Source organism: Haloplanus salinarum, assembly GCF_024498175.1.
Taxonomy (GTDB): Archaea; Halobacteriota; Halobacteria; order Halobacteriales; family Haloferacaceae; genus Haloplanus; species Haloplanus salinarum.
In genome coordinates this window covers 2,407,151-2,420,358 of record NZ_CP101823.1, presented here as the reverse complement: position 1 = coordinate 2,420,358, position 13,208 = coordinate 2,407,151, and the positions used below count along the sequence as shown (strand labels likewise).

12 protein-coding genes are annotated in these 13,208 nt (G+C 66.7%); 5 read left to right on the top strand and 7 right to left on the bottom strand.

Annotated elements, in window-relative coordinates:
- Positions 1-165: 165 nt before the first annotated feature.
- Positions 166-2,721, bottom strand: a complete 2,556-nt coding sequence (locus NO364_RS12555; protein ID WP_257627687.1) for a GcvT family protein — start codon at positions 2,719-2,721, stop codon at positions 166-168.
- Positions 2,722-2,782: 61 nt separating this feature from the next.
- Complete coding sequence (solA, locus tag NO364_RS12550; protein ID WP_257627686.1) at positions 2,783-3,931, bottom strand: N-methyl-L-tryptophan oxidase; 1,149 nt, start codon at positions 3,929-3,931, stop codon at positions 2,783-2,785.
- A gap of 178 nt (positions 3,932-4,109) precedes the next feature.
- Here solA and NO364_RS12545 point away from each other — a divergent pair, with 178 nt between their 5' ends.
- The 4 genes from NO364_RS12545 (at position 4,110) to NO364_RS12530 (ending at position 8,046) form a co-directional block, all read left to right on the top strand.
- Positions 4,110-5,492 carry an aminomethyltransferase family protein gene (locus tag NO364_RS12545; protein ID WP_157690511.1) on the top strand — a complete coding sequence of 461 codons (1,383 nt, stop codon included), beginning with the start codon at positions 4,110-4,112 and terminating at the stop codon, positions 5,490-5,492.
- A gap of 54 nt (positions 5,493-5,546) precedes the next feature.
- Complete coding sequence (locus tag NO364_RS12540; RefSeq protein ID WP_257627685.1) at positions 5,547-6,395, top strand: methylenetetrahydrofolate reductase; 849 nt, start codon at positions 5,547-5,549, stop codon at positions 6,393-6,395.
- A gap of 164 nt (positions 6,396-6,559) precedes the next feature.
- Positions 6,560-7,702, top strand: coding sequence for an aromatic ring-hydroxylating oxygenase subunit alpha (locus NO364_RS12535; protein ID WP_257627684.1), 1,143 nt, complete (start codon positions 6,560-6,562; stop codon positions 7,700-7,702).
- Positions 7,699-8,046, top strand: coding sequence for a hypothetical protein (locus tag NO364_RS12530; RefSeq protein ID WP_157690513.1), 348 nt, complete (start codon positions 7,699-7,701; stop codon positions 8,044-8,046). The genes NO364_RS12535 and NO364_RS12530 overlap by 4 nt, the downstream gene beginning before the upstream one ends.
- Before the next feature lie 244 nt (positions 8,047-8,290).
- On the opposite strand, the gene ddfA is transcribed toward NO364_RS12530, so the two are convergent.
- The 3 genes from ddfA to NO364_RS12515 form a co-directional block, all read right to left on the bottom strand.
- Positions 8,291-8,575 (bottom strand): DdfA family disk-determining factor, encoded by a 285-nt coding sequence (gene ddfA, locus NO364_RS12525; RefSeq protein ID WP_257627683.1) that lies wholly within the window; start codon positions 8,573-8,575, stop codon positions 8,291-8,293.
- A gap of 62 nt (positions 8,576-8,637) precedes the next feature.
- On the bottom strand, positions 8,638-9,285 hold the full coding sequence (locus tag NO364_RS12520; RefSeq protein ID WP_257627682.1) for a helix-turn-helix domain-containing protein: 648 nt from the start codon (positions 9,283-9,285) through the stop codon (positions 8,638-8,640).
- Between the two features lie 88 nt (positions 9,286-9,373).
- Entirely contained in the window at positions 9,374-10,273 is a 900-nt protein-coding gene (locus NO364_RS12515; RefSeq protein ID WP_157690516.1) for a fumarylacetoacetate hydrolase family protein, read from the bottom strand.
- Positions 10,274-10,385: 112 nt separating this feature from the next.
- On the opposite strand from NO364_RS12515, the gene NO364_RS12510 reads away from it, so the two are divergent.
- On the top strand, positions 10,386-11,429 hold the full coding sequence (locus tag NO364_RS12510) for a sodium:calcium antiporter (protein ID WP_257627681.1): 1,044 nt from the start codon (positions 10,386-10,388) through the stop codon (positions 11,427-11,429).
- Positions 11,430-11,509: 80 nt separating this feature from the next.
- Here the strand turns inward: NO364_RS12510 and NO364_RS12505 are convergent, their stop codons facing one another.
- Both NO364_RS12505 and NO364_RS12500 read right to left on the bottom strand, forming a co-directional pair.
- Complete coding sequence (locus NO364_RS12505; protein ID WP_257627680.1) at positions 11,510-12,748, bottom strand: sodium:calcium antiporter; 1,239 nt, start codon at positions 12,746-12,748, stop codon at positions 11,510-11,512.
- A gap of 112 nt (positions 12,749-12,860) precedes the next feature.
- Complete coding sequence (locus NO364_RS12500) at positions 12,861-13,154, bottom strand: ArsR/SmtB family transcription factor (RefSeq protein ID WP_257627679.1); 294 nt, start codon at positions 13,152-13,154, stop codon at positions 12,861-12,863.
- Positions 13,155-13,208 lie beyond the last annotated feature (54 nt).

Below are 13,208 nucleotides of genomic sequence, written 5' to 3'. Positions count from 1 at the left end.
TCGGTTGTCGTGTTGTCCGCGACCGCTCGGTCGCTCCACCGCCACTCGCGGGGGGTCGTCGGTTCCTGTGCATGGGTAGCTGCACCCATGGCAGTGAGCCACATAGATTGGTTCTCGTTATGTCAGATAAAGCTTGGTGTTCCGTGAAGCGTCGGGTCCCGGGTGTCAGCGCAGGATCTTCTCCCGACCGGGATCGAACAGCGGTTCCTCGCGCACGGTGGCGTCGTACGTCTCCCCTTCGCAGGTGACCCGGACCGCGGTTCCGGGGTCGGCGTGCTCCGTCGGCACGTATGTGTAGGCGATGGAGGCGCCGACGCTGTAGCCGTAGTCGGCGGCCTGGACGTAGCCGAGCGTCTCGCCGTCCTTCGTGACGGGGCGGCCGCTCAGCAGGCGATCCGTCGAGTCGTCGAGCGTGAGCGGGACGATCCGGCTGTCGACGCCCGAGTCGCGACGCTCGGCCAGCGCCGCCTTGCCGACGAAGTCGGTGTCCGTGTCGACGGCGAACTCCAGGCCGGCCGCGACCGGACCGACGTCGGTGTCGATGTCCGTCCCCCAGAGTCGGTAGCCCTTCTCCAGGCGCATCGACTCCAGCGCGCCGCCGCCCATGGGGCGCACGTCGAGGTCCTGTCCCGCCTCCCACAGGACCTCCCAGAGGCGTCCGCCGTACTCAGCGGGCGCCCACAGCTCCCAGCCCAGTTCGCCGACGTAGGACACCCGGAGCGCGAGCACCGGCACCTCGCCGACGTACAGCCGCTTGGCGGAGAAGTAGGGGAACCCCTCGGCCGAGACGTCGGCGTCGGTCACGCGCTGGAGCAGGAGCCGCGATTTCGGCCCCCAGAGCCCGACGGTGGTGCGGGCGCCCTCCTCGACGGTGACCGAGACGGTGTCCGGGGCGCGTTCCTTCAGCCAGGCCCCGTGGATGCCCGGGGAGTTGCCGCCGCCGGTGGTCACCACGAACTCGTCGGCGCCGAGCCGGACGACGGTCACGTCCGCGAGGATGTTCCCGCCCTCGTTCAGGAGGAGCGAGTACCGCACCCGCCCCGGGTCGACGTCGACGTCGTTGCTACAGACCCGCTGGAGGAAGTCGGCGGCCCCCGCGCCCTCGACGGCGATGGAACTGAACGACGTCATGTCGAACATGGAGACGTGCTCGCGGGTGTGGAGGTGTTCGGCCCCCTCGATGGGCGAGCGGTTGATCCCCTGCCACCCCTCCTGCTCGGGGATGCGGTCGGCGTAGCGGTCGATCAGGTCGGCGTTCGACTCGTACCACTGGGCGGACTCCCAGCCGCCGCTCTGGACGAACTCGGCGCCGAGTTCCTCCTGCCGACGGTGGAAAGGACTCCGCCGGAGGCCGCGGTGATCGTCGGGTTGCCAGTTGGGTTCGACGATGCTGTACACCTGGCGGTACCGCGTGCCCCCCCGGTCGACGAAGTAGCGTTTGCTGCCGGCGTGGGGTGCGAACCGGTTCACGTGGATGGCGCCCGTGTCGACGGGGCCGTCGGGAAGCTTCGGCACGCCCGTCTCCATCCACTCCGCGAGTATCCTCCCGTACCCGCCGGAGTGGGTCCACCAGATGGCGAGCCCGGTCCACAGGTCGTCGACGGCGGCCGTCTCGCCCAGCACCGGCATCCCGTCGGGGGTGAACACGAAGATGCCGTTCTCGGTCGCCGAGAAGTCGACCCCCTCGGTGACCGGGAGCAGTTCCTCGAAGGCCCGCTTCGGCGACGTGTCGCGGTCGGGGTGGGTCGCCCGCTCCCAGTGTTCGTCGGTGAAGTCGTGGACGGAGGCCTGTCGCTCCGCGGTGTTTTCGCCCATGGCGTCGGGGTCGACCGTCAGCGACTCGTGGTTGTACGAGCCGAGGCCGAGCGCGTCGCCGTGGGTGCGGAAGTAAAGCGAGTGGTCCTGGTCGCGCCCGACCGGGCGGCTCGGCGCCTTGCCCATCGCGTCGGCGATGCGGCGGTCGCCGGGCACCTCCAGGTCCGCGGTGTCGACGCGGGTCGCGGGGTCCGCGCCGGCGAGGTCGGCAAGCGGCTCGGTGACCGCGTACTGGTGTTCGACCGGAGCGATCGGCAGGTCGAGGCCGGCGAGCTTGCCGGTCTTGTAGCCCCAGTTGTTCGTCGCGAGCACACAGCGGTCACAGGCGATGGTCCCCCGGTCGGTCTCGACGGCGGTCACCTCGCCGCCGGTCACGTCGAGGTCGGTCACCGTCGTGTGCCCGTAGAAGTCCGCGTCGGACTCCTCGATGTACCACTGTAGGGCGGCGACGCCGTCGACTCGGCCGTCGGTCGGCGAGTAGTAGCCGCCGCGGATGGCGTCCTCGTTCACCAGCGGGAGGTAGTCGGTCACCTCCGCGGGGGTCAGTAGTTGCGGGTCGGGGAGGCCGTATGCGGTGGCGTGTTCGACCCGCCGCTGGAGGAAGTCCATCCGCTCTTCCGATCGTGCGACCTCGATGCCGCCGACTTCGTCGTAGACGCCGGCGTCGGAGAGCAGACGACTGGTGTAGTGGGCCGTCTTCGTCATGAGCTTCGACGGCGACGTCTGGAACATGATACCGGGCGCGTGCGTCGACGATCCGCCGGTGACCGGCAGCGGGCCCTGATCGACGACGACGACGTCCTCGGCGCCGAGCGCCGAGAGGTGGTACGCGACGCTGCAGCCGACCGCGCCGGCCCCGACGACGACGGTCCGTGCCGACTCCGGGAGTGAGGTATCCGCACTCATGGAACGTCCCGTACGTCTCGCCGAACCGATCAAAAGGTTCCGGGTGCCTCACCTGCGACGTTTAAGCGCGGTCGAACCGGTCGAGACGGAACATCTCGATGGGGTGATCGGTGTCGCCGTCGGCCGCCAGATCCGCGAGGATCTCGCCGATGACGGTCGCGAACTTGAAGCCGTGGCCGGAGAAGCCCGCGCCGACGGTCACCTGGGGGTGATCCGGTAGTCGGTCGAGGATGAAATGTTCGTCGGGGGAGTTGGTGAACATGCAGGTGGCGAGGCTCATCGTCGGCCCGGCGGCCTTCGGGAAGTACTTCTCGGTGAAGTCGCGGAGGACCACCTCGTCCTGTGGCTGGGGGTCGGTGTCGTAGTCGTCAGGGTCGACCGCCTCGTCGAGGTGGTGGTACTTGCCGAGTTTGAACCCCGGCACGTCGTAGATGGGGAGACCGTAGAACCGTCCCTCCGGCGTCTCGATGTTCCAGACCGGGAGGCTGTCGGGTTCGAACAGCGACGGGGTCTCGGGCTGGAACCACGCGAGCACCTGTCGCTCGGGCACCGCCAGCCCGGAGAGGGCGTCCGCGAGTTTGTAGTTCCACGCGCCCGCCGCGAGGACGAGCCGGTCCGCCTCGTAGGTGTCCCGGTCGGTCCAGACGCGGACGCCGCCGTCCGGCGTCGGTGCCCAGTCGTAGACGCCCTCGCGGGCACGGATCTCGGCACCCCGCGCCTGGGCGGCCTCGGTGTGGCCCACGATGGACTGCTCCGGGACGACGAAGCCCCCGTCCTCCTGGTAGACCGCCCGGTAGTCCGCGGGGAGGTCGTAGCCCGGGAACCGCTCGTTACACTCCGCCCCCGTCAACACCTCGTGGGGGATGTCGTGCTCCTCACAGGAGCGGCGCGACCCCTCGAACACCTCGTTGCCCTGCGGGGCCGCGTCGATTGACCCGGTCCGGTGGATCACCGGCCGCCCCGTCTCGTCGGCCAGGTCGTCCCAGAGCTCGTACGCCCGTTCGATCAGCGGGATGTACGAGGGGTGTTCGTAGTACGCCCGCCGGATGATGCGGGTGATGCCGTGGGAGGATCCGTTGGTGTGAGGGATGTCGTACCGCTCCAGTCCTAGCACGTCGACCCCCCGGTCGGCTAAGTGGTACGCAGTCGCGCTGCCCATGCCGCCGACGCCGACGACGATGACGTCGCGCCGCTCGTCGTTCGAACTCATACGCCCGGGTTCGAAGGGGAGTGTCTTGACGCTTTGGCTCGGTCGTACGGAACGAGAACGTCCTTTAATTAACAATACTATATTTGTTAACAGAAGATGCCGCTCGGCGGATCCCTCTTATACGCCCGAGATAGCTGAGGTGTATCCTTATGGGTCCGGAGACCAACGTTTACGATCGATGACAGACGACCACTCCTCGGCCGACGCCCACCCGAACCACCCGGAGATCGATCAGTCGGATCGGACGCTGCCACGGAACCTACGACAGACCGGCGATCCGGGCATCGAGATGCTCGTCTCGACGCGGGTCCGGAAGTCGCCCTTTTTCCACAAGTCGTTCAACGAGGAGGGGGCGTGGCGCTGTACGGTCTACAACCGGATCTACCATCCGCGCGGCCTCGTCGAGCCGGAAGACGGCGGCGCGATGAAGGAGTACGAGGCGCTGACCGAGAGCGTGACCCTGTGGGACGTCGCGGTGGAGCGACAGATCCGCGTCAAGGGACCGGACGCGGAGGCGCTCACTAACCACCTCATCACGCGCGACGCGACGGAGATCGACCCGATGCACGGGAAGTACGTCATCCTCTGTAACGAGGACGGCGGCATCCTGAACGACCCGATCCTCCTGCGGATCGCGGAGGACGAGTTCTGGTTCTCCATCTCCGATTCGACGCTCATGCAGTGGATCCAGGGTGTCAACGTCGGGATGGACTTCGACGTGGAGATCGACGAGATCGACGTCGCGCCGATGCAGATCCAGGGACCGCTCTCCGAGGACGTGATGGTCGAGGTCGTCGGCGACGAGGTGAGCGACATCCCCTACTACGGGCTGATGGAGGCGGAGATCGACGGCTGTCCGGTGTTGGTGAGCCAGACCGGCTTCTCCGGCGAGAAGGGCTTCGAGATCTACGTCCAGGACGCGAGCGAGAACGCCGAGCGCGTCTGGGACCCCGTGATGGAGACGGTGAAGGCCCACGGCGGTCGACAGATCGCCCCCGGTCACCACCGCCGGATCGCGGCCGGCATCCTCTCGTGGGGGCAGGACATGGATCACGAGACCTCGCCGTTCCAGGTCAACCTCGGCTACCAGGTCCCCGACGACAAGGACGCAGACTACGTCGGCAAGGCGGAACTCGAACGCCAGAAGGAGCTGATCGAGAACGGCGAGTACCCCTTCAATCTCAAGCTGGTCGGCCTGAAGATCGCCGGCGAGCCGATCCGTGAGTACGCGCCGGACTTCTGGATCATCTCGGATCCCGACACGGGCCAGGAGTGTGGCTACATGACTTCGCCGTGGTGGAACCCCGACCTCGAGACGAACATCGGACTCGGGTTCGTGCCCGCGGAGAAGCTACAGTCCGAGACCGACGCGCTCCTGAACGACGAGATCTACGAGGAGGACCTCGATCTGGAGTTCGCGGTCCATCTGCCCGACGAGTACGCCGAGGAGTCTGGCGAGCCCGCGTACGCGACGGTCGCGGAGGTCCCGTTCAAGGAGTCGGTCAACCCGAGCGCCCGCGAGCAGGCGAAGCTGAACGCCCGCCAGGACTCCGAGAACTGATCTCCCGACAGCCATAACCGCCAGCCGACCCAACCCCCAACGCCCGGATTCGACATGTCTCTCACCACACACCCGGACGACGCATCGAGCCTGCTGGCCGATCCCCGCTTCGAGCTGATGCCCTTCGACAGCTTCGAGGGGCAGATGGAACGACTTCCCGATGGCGCCGAGATCGCGGTCACCGCCTCGCCACAGCTCGGCCTCGACGCGACGGTGGAGTGGTCGGAGCGGGCGGCGGCCCGCGGCTACGACCCCATCCCCCACGTCGCCGCACGCTACGTGCGCGACGGGGATCACCTCGACGAGGTCGCCGGCCGACTCGCCGACGCGGGTATCACCGATATCTTCGTGCCGGGCGGGGACCGCGAGGACCCGATCGGCGAGTTCGAATCGGCTCACGACCTCCTCGTGGCGCTCGAGGACCTCGGCTACGCCTTCGAGGAGGTCGGCATCACCGGCTACCCCGAGGGACACGACTTCCTCGACGATCGGACGCTGGCCGAGGCCATGGAGCGGAAGGCTCCCCACGCGACGTATCTCACGACGCAACTCTGTTACGACCCCGAGGCGGTCCGGCGGTGGATCGAGACGGTTCGGGACCGCGGGATCGACCTCCCCGTCGAGGTCGGCATCCCCGGCGTGATGAAGTATCAGCGCCTGCTGAGCATCTCACAGAAGGTCGGCGTCGGGGATTCGGTGCGCTTCCTCCGGAAGACCAGCGGGATCGTGGGGTTCGTCCGCCAACTCGTCGGGTCGCGCGGGAAGTACACCCCAGACGACCTGGTCGACGGACTGGCACCGTACGCCGCCGACCCCGACTACGGCATCCGGGGGCTCCACATCTACACCTTCAACCAGGTGGACGACACCGAAACGTGGCGCCGCAGCCGAATCGACGGGTGACGAACCGAACGCCTTACGACCGACCGAACAGTCGCTTTTCGACTGAATATCGAACGAACCGTCGCTGCGATACCGTGTTGCTGTAATAACACGAATCGGGTACTTAAGCACCTCACGTGAGACAGGTTAGGGACTTTGGGGTCCCGCCGTCGACGTGTCGGTACATGACACGGTGGAACGAGGACGTCGACGAGGTGCAGGCCGTGAGCCCCGATATCACCGACGAGACGAATGCCCTGCCGGCGAAATACTTCACCGACCCCGACGTGTGGGAGATGGAGAAAGAGAAAGTGTTCTCCCGGTACTGGGTGTACGCCGGCCACGAGAACTGCATCCCCGACGCCGGCGATTACTTCACCCGCACCGTCGGCGACAAGCAGGTGATCGTCGCCCGCGACGAGGACGGCGACGTGCGCGCGTTCTACAACGTCTGTGCGCACCGCGGGTCGAAGATGGTCGCGGACACGCCGATGACCGACCCCGGGAACATGGGTCGGATCCAGTGTCCGTACCACCTCTGGACGTACGACCTCGACGGGGACCTGCGGAGCACGCCGCGGAGCTTCGAGGAGGCGAGTCTCAACCCGGACCTCGACGATTCGGACGTGGCCGGCCTCGACCCCGACGAGAACGGGTTACTGGAGGTCCGGACCGACAGCATCGGGCCGCTGGTCTTCCTGAACTTCGCCGACGATCCGCCGCTCTCCCTCGCCGAACAGGCCGGGAAGCTGAAGACGCGTCTGGAGTCCCTGCCGCTCGAGGAGTACCAGCACGCCCGCCGGTACGTCTCGGAGGTGGCGTGCAACTGGAAGACCTTCGGGGGGAACTACTCGGAGTGTGACCACTGCCAAGCGAACCACCAGGACTGGATCACGGGCATCCAGCTCGACGAGTCGGCGCTGGAGGTCAACGACTACCACTGGGTGCTCCACTACACCCACGAGGAGGACGTCGAGGACGAACTCCGCATCCACGACGAACACGAGGCACAGTTCCACTACTTCTGGCCCAACTTCACCGTCAACATGTACGGTACCGCCGACGGCTACGGCACCTACATCGTCGACCCCATCGACGAGGAGCGCTTCCAGTTGATCGCGGACTACTACTTCGCGGAGCCGGAGCTCACCGAGGCCGAAGAGGAGTTCGTCCGGACCAGCCGCCAGCTCCAGGAGGAGGACTTCGAACTGGTCGAACGCCAGTACGAGGGGCTCCGGTCCGGCGCGCTCGGACAGGGACAGCTCGGCCCGAACGAACACACCCTCCACCGCTTCCACCGACTCGCCCAGGAGGCCTACAACGCGTGACGGCCGACGACGTCCCGTTCGTGGCGTGCTGTCCGGATTGCACCGAGCGGACGACGGCGACCGACCCGAACGAGGTGGTGGCTTTCTACCGCCGCCACCACGCGGTCACCGGCCACGACGTGTCGTGGGAGCGGACGCCACCGCTCGCCGCCGACGTCCCCGCCGACCCCGACGTCGACGCCGTCGTCGCTGCGCTGGGTGACCCCGACGTCGCCCTCGGTGCCGTCAGCGCGGCCGCGAGCGAGTGGGGCTGGACCGTCGGCGAGACGCTCGATGCGGTCCACGACCGGCGGCTGACCGGTGCCCTCTGGGAGCCACGTGACGACCACGTCGCCCTCGTCTGACCGGAACTACCAAATTATATATACTCATCCTGAGCCGATAGGTTACCGATAGCCCATCGACGGCGGAGGAAACATTCGGCTAACGGAACATGAAACGCAGTTCACACCGAGAACAGTCGAGTGATATTCACTTTTAGACGGAATGGTACAACGAATCTTGTCTCCACTGTGACGGCGACTCGCGGGACGCCGTATCAATACATAGAATATTAGGTATTAATATATGTTATTCGAACTATTTCGATCACTCCGTCTCGCGCAGGAACACGGTGCCGGTGCTCCGGACGACGACGGCGAAGCCGCCGTAGGTGAAGGTGAGACAGCCGTCGGGTGGTCGCTCGTCGCCCGCCGTGTTCCACAGTCCGTCGAGGGCGGCCACGTTGATTCGGGAGTCGAGCGGTGGGAGGTCCTCCGGATCGGTGTCCGCGAGCGCGGCGACGGCGTCGACGAGGGTGTCACTCAGGGGGCCGTCCGTCCCGTCGTGGTGCACGTGGTGGATCCGCTCGGGATCCGTGGTAGCAGTGCTCATGGGCGAAGATGTTCGAGCAGCCCGTTGACTCTGCGGGTGTCTCACCTGTGGCGTTTATGAGATCACTCGTCCGACAGGAGCGTCCGCTCGATGAGCCGCGAGGTTCCGCGTCGGATGCGGCCGCCGACGGCCGTCGGGGAGATGCCGAGTTCGTCCGCCAGTTCCTGTAGCGAGGTGTCGCGGGGTTCCTCGAAGTAGCCGGCCTCGTAGGCGGTCACCAGCGTCTCGCGCTGGGGGTCGGTGAGCCCCACCCCGTCGTCGACGGCGAACTCGTCGAGGCTGTAGATGTGGTCGATCCGAAAGTCGATACCCTCGCGGTCGCAGTACTCCCAGATCGTGCTCAGCGTCTCCCGGTCCGGGAGCTGTAACCGGACCGACCACCCGGTGTCGGTGCTCCCGGCTTCGAGGGTGAGACCGCCCATCTCGGTCGTGATGGGCGAGACGAGCTTCGTCCCCGGGGTGTGCTGGAGTCGGTAGATCCGGGTCGTCGACGCTTCGGCGATCAGCGTCGACTCCTCGACGGTGTGGTCGCGGCCGAGTGCCGCCTCGAACGTCCGGAAGGAGTCGGATTCGACGAGAAAGAAGAACATCCCCGTCTCGGGGTCGGTCGCCGTGTGGGAGACTACCTGGATCGACGCCGCCGTCTCGCGGACGGTGGGCGCGAGCGCCAGGTCCGGGTGATCAATCTCGACGACGGCGATGAGGCTCACCGTACCACCCCGCGTGTCGCGTCCGCGCGGCCGGCGACCCTTCCCCCCACGGGCCCGTGCATATCCTCCCTCGGGTGGCCGATCGACTTTACCGTTGGGGAGACCGGTGGCGACAGACGTTGGTGAGTTCGCCGACGCCTTCGAGGCCGACGGTCACGTGGTCGCCGTCGTCGAGGGAGACCGGCGGGTCGCGGGACGTCCCGACGCCGGGCGGTGTCCCCGTGAACAGGAGGTCGCCGGGATGGAGGGTGAACGCCCGGCTACACGCGGCGAGGAGTTCGTCCAGCCCGAAGATGAAGTTCGCCGTCGTCGAGTCCTGCAGGCGCTCCCCGTCGAGTTCCGTCCAGACGTCGAGGTCGTGGGGGTCGTCGACCTCGTCCAGCGTCACCAGGTCCGGCCCGATCGGGGCGAAGGTGTCGAGACTCTTGCCCCGGACCCACTGCCCGTCGCGCTCCTGGAGGTCGCGGGCGGTCACGTCGTTGCCGACGGTGATCCCGGCGAGGTACTCCCACGCGTCCTCGACCGGGACGTCGCGGGCCTCCCGGCCGACGACGCCGACGAGCTCCGCCTCGTAGTCGACCTGTGAGGTGTACGTCGGATCCCAGGTGACTTCGTCGCCGGGCCCCGTGACCGCCGTCGGGAACTTCGAGAAGAGCACGGGCTCGTCGGGGATCGCCAGGTCCAGTTCCCGCGCGTGGTCCTCGTAGTTCAAGCCCACACAGACGACCTTCCCCGGATCGGTCACCGGGGCGTGCCGGCGACAGTCCTCGCGGGACACCAGCCCCGTCCCGGTCTCGGTGGCGTACGCCACCGCCATCGACGCCTTCTCCGCCCAGTTCCACCGGTCGAGCAGCGACGACAGCCGACGCGGTACGTCGATGCCCGCCGCGTGGCCCGCCGACGCGAGGTCGACCACCGTCTCGTCGTCCACGATCACGCCACACCACGGCCGCTCCGACGCCGACGTACTGAACTGACCCAAGCGCATCGGGCGTAGTATTCCCGCCCCCGATATAAAATCCGCCGACGGGCGGCGTCGACGGCGGGTTGCCGTGTCGCCGGGATTTATGTCGGCCCCTCCGTTTCTCCCTGCAACTCGCATGGTACTCGGACCCTCGGGCGAACTCGTCTCGGTCGTGCTGTTCCTGGTCGGTGTCGCCGTCGTCATCGTCAGCGTCGAGACGTTCATCGAGGCCGTCGCCGAGGGAGCGCTCGCCCTCGGCGTCTCCGGTTTCTTCCTCACCGTCGTCCTCGCGGGGACGGACCTCGAGAACGTGATCCTCGGAGTCGCGGCGGCGTACGACCAGTTGCCCGACCTGGCGCTCGGCACCGTCTTCGGCGAGGCGCTGTTCATCCTCGGGGCGGCCGTCGGCCTCGCCGGCGTGTTGGTCCCCTTCGAGACGGACGTCCCCCGGAACTACCTCGGGATCACCCTCCTCGCTCCGTTTCTCTTCTTCGGCCTCGCGCTCGACGGCACGCTCTCGCGGTTCGACGGCGCCGTCCTCACCGCGACGTTCGTCCCCTACCTCGCCGTCATCTACACGCTCGAACGCTACACCGACACCCGCTATCTCTCGGCGGAGGAAGTCGAGATCATGGAGGACGAGGACCCGGGCATCGACGAGGACGACGAGTGGTTCGACGTCGACCTCGATCTGGACGTCGACGACTTCGTCGAGGAACACGTCCCCGAGCGCCACGAGGGGGCGGCGTTTCTCGGAATCGCCCTCCTCGCCACCGTCGGCATGACCGTCGGCTCCGAGATCGCCGTCGAGGGGGCACAGGGCCTGCTCACTCTCTTGGGCGTGACCGGCCTCGCCTTCGGCGCGACGGTCATGAGCTTCATCGCGTCGCTGGAGGAACTGTTCCTGACGGTCGAACCGGTCCGCCGGGGGCGCCCCCACATCGGCGTCGGCAACGTCGTCGGGAGCATGCTCTTTTTCGTCAGCGCCAACGCGGGGCTGATCGCGCTGGTCCGCCCCCTCGATACCACGGGGGCGGTGATGACCGTCCACTGGCCCTTCTTCTTCGGCACGCTGCTGATCGTCGCCGCCGCCTTCTACCGGGGGAAAGTGGGGCGTCCCACCGGCGTCCTCCTCCTCGGCGCGTACGTCGCCTACTGGGTCGCGAACTACGCGGTGTGAGCCCGTTTATTGTGTGTCGGTATCGGTGGTTCGCCGGACCTGACGAACCACCGGTGAACGGTTACGACGATCCGTGTGGCTCACTCCCCGATCGGCACCCCGCTGAACACGACGAGCGCGATCACCCAGTAGGCGACGTAGAGGCCGCCGAGCAGGTAGCCGTGCCAGCGCTTCATCTCCCCTCGGTAGAAGAAGTACGCGGCTAGCGCGGTGACGATGATCATCGCCGGGAGGTGGAAGGTCAGCACGGACGGCGAGATGGCCACCTCGCTGAGGAACATGATGACGCCGATGTTCCCCGTAACCGAGAACAGGACGCTCCCGATGACGTTGCCGACGCCGATCTCGGGGAAGCCCCGGCGGACCGGTTCGATGGTGAGCAGGAGGTCCTCCCCGGTAAGGAGGAGAGTGAGGAAGGTCGCGCCGAAGACCGTCTCCGAGATGCCGAACCCCTCGATGACGACTTCGGAGCCGCCTTCGAGCAACATGGCGGCGAAGACGATGCCGACGAGCGCGACGATCGAGAGGACGATCCACACGAGTCCGGAGTCGGCCAGGTCGCCGAGGATGCGGTCCTCCGGGATCTCGTCCATCGACTGGGGACGGGCAACGCCGCCGTCCGGCTGCAGGTCCTTCCCGAGTTCCGTGTCACGGAACACCGGAATCTCACGCTGGCGCTCCCGCACGATGAAGTAGCCGAAGGCGAACACGAAGAAGGCCGTCAGGACCAGCCCGTGGACGAACGTCAGCGTTCCGAGCAGGGCGAAGGGAACGAGGATCAGCGGCGAGAGCGCGAAGATGACGACGTAGTCGGTCGGCAGATCGACCGGGAACGGCTTGATGATCGCCGCGAGCGCGAGCGTGATACCGATGATCGCCAGTCCCGTCCCGAGCGCCGTCCCCAGCGCGGCTTCCTCCAGACCGCCGCCCGAGAGCACGAGTGCGAGGATCGTGTCGTCGAACTCGAAGCCGGTGAAGACGATGGCGAGCGCGAACAGCGACATCTTCATGTTGATCGACGCGCGGGCGAGGTAGCTGATCAGCTTCTCGGTCGAAGCGGTCAGTAAGAGGATACCACCGAGGAGTATGATGGCTGCCCCGATGGTCCCTTGGGCCTCGATGAAGCCTTCGATGGCCCCCTCGATGCCGCCCTCTTCTTCTTCACCCTCTTCGCCTTCCTCGCCCGCCTCCTCACCCTCTTCTTGAGCACCGACGAGGTCGACGGGGCCGTTCGCGCCCACGCCGAGGTCGTCCGCGATCGCGGGTGCCGCCGGCGAGGCGACGAGCAGCGACAGTATCAACACGATACCGACAACCATCCGCGTTCGAACCATAGGGCGTCGAAAGGAGTGGACTATTATGTAGGTTGGTACGCGGGTATCGGTGTACGTTGAATTATTATACATGCGGCGGATTCGCCGGATGGTAGCGTCAGTCCGACGACGATTCGGCCTCCTCGACGTCGTCGGCGTGGAGGAGGAACATGGGGTCCGGTTCGGGCGACGCCCGGAGTTCGATGCGCTTGGTCAGCCGGTAGTACTTCCGTCGGCTGGTCCGGTAGCTCTCGACGATACCCGCTTCTTCGAGCGTCGAGAGGTGGTGGACAGCCGTCTTGCCGTCCATCCCCACCCGATCGGCGAGTTCTGAGACGTACCGTGGCTCCGTGGCCAACTCCCGGATGATCTGCAGGCGCGCCTTGCTGCCGAGAACGTCGAACAGGGACATCGATCGTCGGCCCTTGGGACGCACACTATTTTACCCCTCTCCTCTATAGCTTCC

What these genes read in the sequence shown, in the direction of transcription:
- NO364_RS12510 (WP_257627681.1), top strand. Translation starts at nt 10,386, where the DNA reads ATGGTACTCGGACCCTCGGGCGAACTCGTCTCGGTCGTGCTGTTCCTG.
- solA (WP_257627686.1), bottom strand. Translation starts at nt 3,931, where the DNA reads ATGAGTTCGAACGACGAGCGGCGCGACGTCATCGTCGTCGGCGTCGGC.
- NO364_RS12505 (WP_257627680.1), bottom strand. Translation starts at nt 12,748, where the DNA reads ATGGTTGTCGGTATCGTGTTGATACTGTCGCTGCTCGTCGCCTCGCCG.
- NO364_RS12545 (WP_157690511.1), top strand. Translation starts at nt 4,110, where the DNA reads ATGACAGACGACCACTCCTCGGCCGACGCCCACCCGAACCACCCGGAG.
- ddfA (WP_257627683.1), bottom strand. Translation starts at nt 8,575, where the DNA reads ATGAGCACTGCTACCACGGATCCCGAGCGGATCCACCACGTGCACCAC.
- NO364_RS12540 (WP_257627685.1), top strand. Translation starts at nt 5,547, where the DNA reads ATGTCTCTCACCACACACCCGGACGACGCATCGAGCCTGCTGGCCGAT.
- NO364_RS12515 (WP_157690516.1), bottom strand. Translation starts at nt 10,273, where the DNA reads ATGCGCTTGGGTCAGTTCAGTACGTCGGCGTCGGAGCGGCCGTGGTGT.
- NO364_RS12535 (WP_257627684.1), top strand. Translation starts at nt 6,560, where the DNA reads ATGACACGGTGGAACGAGGACGTCGACGAGGTGCAGGCCGTGAGCCCC.
- NO364_RS12555 (WP_257627687.1), bottom strand. Translation starts at nt 2,721, where the DNA reads ATGAGTGCGGATACCTCACTCCCGGAGTCGGCACGGACCGTCGTCGTC.
- NO364_RS12500 (WP_257627679.1), bottom strand. Translation starts at nt 13,154, where the DNA reads ATGTCCCTGTTCGACGTTCTCGGCAGCAAGGCGCGCCTGCAGATCATC.